The sequence below is a fragment of the Sodalis-like endosymbiont of Proechinophthirus fluctus genome (assembly GCF_001602625.1).
GTDB lineage: Bacteria > Pseudomonadota > Gammaproteobacteria > Enterobacterales > Enterobacteriaceae.
On record NZ_LECR01000062.1, the window covers coordinates 1 to 4,032 of the forward strand.

The window sequence follows — 4,032 nt, forward strand, 5'->3', positions numbered from 1 at the left end:
TACCAGGGTATCTAATCCTGTTTGCTCCCCACGCTTTCGTACCTGAGCGTCAGCCCTCGTCCAGGGGGCCGCCTTCGCCATCGGTATTCCTCCAGATCTCTACGCATTTCACCGCTACACCTGGAATTCTACCCCCCTCTACGAGACTCTAGCCTGCCAGTTTCAAATGCCGTCCCCAGGTTGAGCCCGGGGATTTCACATCTGACTTAACAGACCGCCTGCGTACGCTTTACGCCCAGTAATTCCGATTAACGCTCGCACCCTCCGTATTACCGCGGCTGCTGGCACGGAGTTAGCCGGTGCTTCTTCTGCGGGTAACGTCAATCAATGGCGCTATTAACGCCATTGCCTTCTTCCCCGCTGAAAGTGCTTTACAACCCGAAGGCCTTCTTCACACACGCGGCATGGCTGCATCAGGGTTTCCCCCATTGTGCAATATTCCCCACTGCTGCCTCCCGTAGGAGTCTGGACCGTGTCTCAGTTCCAGTGTGGCTGGTCATCCTCTCAGACCAGCTAGGGATCGTCGCCTAGGTGAGCCATTACCCCACCTACTAGCTAATCCCATCTGGGTTCATCCGATGGTGTGAGGCCTAAAGGTCCCCCACTTTGGTCTTGCGACATTATGCGGTATTAGCTACCGTTTCCAGTAGTTATCCCCCTCCATCGGGCAGATCCCCAGACATCACTCACCCGTCCGCCGCTCGCCGGCAAAGAGGAAAGCCTCTTCCCGCTGCCGCTCGACTTGCATGTGTTAGGCCTGCCGCCAGCGTTCAATCTGAGCCATGATCAAACTCTTCAATTAAAAGCTTGATGTTCAAAGAATTAAAACTGGTATTCGTATGAATATTCGTTTGTTCACTCTTCTTCAAGACTTGATATTTCGTGTGTCGATATCGTCTCGTGAATGCCCACACAGATTGTCTGATAAATTGTTAAAGAGCGTAAACCGGGAGGTATTTTCCCTACTGGTGCGGGTGGCGTATACTACAATTTTCCTCTTTATAATAAACCTGTTATTTTCCAGTAGTGGGACACCTTCCTCTAGCTGATCCGGTTATGTTCCCGGCCAGTGAAGACGCATTATAGGGAGCCGGTCTGAAATCGCAAGGAATATCCTTACTTTTTTCAATCGGGTCACAAATCATTCGTTATGCGCCGAATTGATACTGTTTAATTGTGGCCGGTAGCGCGGCCAGGCTATCGATGACCCAATCCGCTGCCGCGCTAGCCTGCTCCGTTACCGCTTTACCGCTGTTCACTAGTACCAGAGTACCGACCCCCGCCGCCTTGCCCGCCAGCATATCGTTCAGCTTGTCTCCCACCATATAAGAAGAAGCTATATCGATATGCAGGTGGCTCTGCGCGTCAAGCAGCATCCCAGGTTTCGGCTTACGGCAATCACACTCTTGGCGTAATGCCTCCACTGCTGCTTGGGGATGGTGAGGGCAAAAATAGATAACGTCCAGCTCAACGTCACGATCCGCCAGTGACCAGTCCATCCATTCCGTCAATCGTATAAACTGCTCTTCGCTGAAAAGACCTCGGGCTAGCCCGGATTGATTCGTGACTACTGCCAGGGCGAAGCCCATCTTTTTAAGTTCCTGCATGGCTTCAATCACGCCATCAATAAATTGAAAATCGTCAATCTTATGGACGTAACCGTTATCGGCGTTAATCGTACCGTCACGGTCTAAAAAAATTGCGGAAACAGACTGTGCCACTGCAAAACTCCTGATTATGGGTAAGTCTTAAGTATCGCATGTTTTGACATGGGAAGAGAAACCCATAAAATGGAAAGAAACACAGTTGATATAGACGTCTAGACGCCTTAAAATCCACGCACTTCAATGCTGGTCAGCATTGATTTGTTACCTTATTACGTTCTCTACTAACGCAGCCTACATATAAAATATACATAATCACACTTTCTCACATCACCAAGCACTTCACGCTGATAACATGGAATATTATCATGTTATCATATGTTAGGCTTCACGTGCCCGCTGGGCAAATTTACAGCGTCATCGTGGCATCTGGCGCCGGGAAAAGCACCTTGATATATTGCGTCAATCTACTAGAATGGCCAACGTCCAGTTTGGTAGTGGTCAACGGTACTGATCTGACGAATTTGCCCAAGCGGAAACTGATTGATACCCGTTGTCAGATGGTCATGATCTTCACAGCATTTTAATTTACTTTCCTCGCTCACAGTGGCTGGAAATGTCGCGCTGCCGCTGGAATTGGATAAGCGGCCTAAAAGCACTATCACCCAGCGGGTCGCCAAATTGCTGGCGCTAGTGGGCTGGAGGATAAAGTAGATAGCTATCCGGCGAATCTTTCGAGCGGAAAGAAACAGCAGGTCGCCATCGCCCGCGCGCTGGCCAGTAATCCTAAAGTGCTACTGTGCGATTAAGCTACTAGTGCGCTGGATCCCGCCAAGACCCAGCTTATATTAGCATTTTTGAAAGATATCAATCAGCACCTAGGTTTGCCCATACTGTTGATTATCCATCAAATGGATGTCGTGAAACGTATTTGGAATCAGGTCGCGGTCATCAGCCAAGAGGAACTCATCGAGCAGGATTCAGTAAGCGAAATTTTTTCCCATCCGAAAACACTGCTGGCTCAGGCATTCATCCGTTCCATGCTGCATTTGTATATTCCGCAGGATTATCAGTAGCGCATGCACAGCGAACATACGCCCGGCCGCATTCCCATATTACTATATTACAGTTGGGGTTACCGGTCAGTCAGTGGATGCGCCGTTGTTATCGGAAAGGAAACCTCGTGCCATTTCAACGTCAACAATAACATCATCATTGCCCAGATGGATTACACCGGTGGTGTTAAATTCGGCGTCATGTTAATGTTAACGGAAATAGACGGGGATAAGGCGGGGGCACTGCCACCGCCATCTATGAGCGGAGCGGTAGAGGGCCGCCCCGCCGGCGGCCTGGGACAAATCTGCATTCAATGCGGCTATATCGGCTACAACACCACCGTGATGAATACAGTATTAGTGTTTGTTGGTGGTTCTGGTCTATTTAATACAACTTTGCGGTGATCGACTTGTCAGAGCATTTACTCATAAATAGTGCGAACGTCCCTGCGTCGACATAATGGTGCAAGGATACTGCATCTCACTGTGAAGAAAGGGATATATATTTCAATATTAAAACTCTGGCAAAGGTAGCTGTACTGTTTAGCACGGTGGAGGCTGGCCGACTGTGGACACAGAATGAAAAAGATCTGAACTACATCAAAGTAGGAGTGATCGATAGCTTGGAACAAGTCAGCAGAAACGGCGCAAAAAATGACTAAAGAGAAATGCGGCCTGGACGTGGAGCTGGGGACCTTTAATGATTACGTACTGTACTTGCCGAGCAAAACGCTTAGAAAGGGCGATATTGATACTAATGCTTTCCAGCACAAACTGTGTCTGGATCAGAAAATAAAAGATCACAGCCATAAAGCTCATGGCCGTAGGGAATACTTTTGTGTATCCCATCGCCGGCTATTCCAAGAAAATCAAATCTATGGACGAACTGAAGCCCAGTGCACAAATCGCTCTACCCAACGATCCGACTAACTTGGGTGCCGGGTCACTCACTGCTGCTGTTGCAAAAAATTAGGCTGATCAGTCTATAATCTGGGGATGTGACCGACGATCCGAAGAACCTGAAGCTGGTGGAATTGAAGCCTTGTAGCTGCCGAGATCGCTTGACGATCAGCACATCTCCCTGGCGATTATTAATGCTACCTACAGCCATATTATTCTGATGCTAACTAAGGCGGCCTTTTTGTCGAGGATAAAGACTCGTCTTATGTCAACCTGATCGTAGTGCGCGAAGACCAATAAAAACACCGAAAAAGTGAAGAAATTCGTTCAGACTTATTAGTCTGATGAAGTTAACGATGCCGATAAAAAATTTTTAACGGCTGCGTAGTCAAGGACTGGTAATTGTTAATAACAGTTTTTCGCGGTGTTTTAATCATACGGGTTACGGCCCATCTTGTTATTTCTGCCATAAA

The 4,032-nt window shown here is 48.2% G+C and carries 2 protein-coding genes, 1 rRNA gene and 3 pseudogenes; 4 read left to right on the top strand and 2 right to left on the bottom strand.

What is annotated here, in order from left to right:
* Window positions 1–802: ribosomal RNA gene (locus BG74_RS06475) — 16S ribosomal RNA — on the bottom strand; the annotation flags it as partial.
* Window positions 803–1,148: 346 nt separating this feature from the next.
* A complete protein-coding gene (gene gmhB / locus BG74_RS06480; RefSeq protein WP_066597377.1) occupies window positions 1,149–1,721 on the bottom strand; it encodes a D-glycero-beta-D-manno-heptose 1,7-bisphosphate 7-phosphatase in 573 nt (190 codons plus the stop codon).
* Window positions 1,722–1,972: 251 nt separating this feature from the next.
* Between gmhB and BG74_RS19700 the strand changes: the two are divergent.
* From BG74_RS19700 to BG74_RS06490, 4 genes and pseudogenes are all read left to right on the top strand, one after another.
* Window positions 1,973–2,413 (top strand): annotated as a pseudogene (locus BG74_RS19700) (ATP-binding cassette domain-containing protein).
* A 48-nt stretch (window positions 2,414–2,461) separates the two neighbouring features.
* Window positions 2,462–2,680: an ATP-binding cassette domain-containing protein gene (locus tag BG74_RS19705; protein ID WP_369678527.1), complete on the top strand. Its 219-nt coding sequence runs from the start codon at window positions 2,462–2,464 to the stop codon at window positions 2,678–2,680.
* Between the two features lie 234 nt (window positions 2,681–2,914).
* Window positions 2,915–3,095 (top strand): annotated as a pseudogene (locus tag BG74_RS11235) (DL-methionine transporter permease subunit); the annotation flags it as partial.
* A gap of 64 nt (window positions 3,096–3,159) precedes the next feature.
* A pseudogene (locus tag BG74_RS06490) lies at window positions 3,160–3,961 on the top strand (MetQ/NlpA family lipoprotein).
* Window positions 3,962–4,032 lie beyond the last annotated feature (71 nt).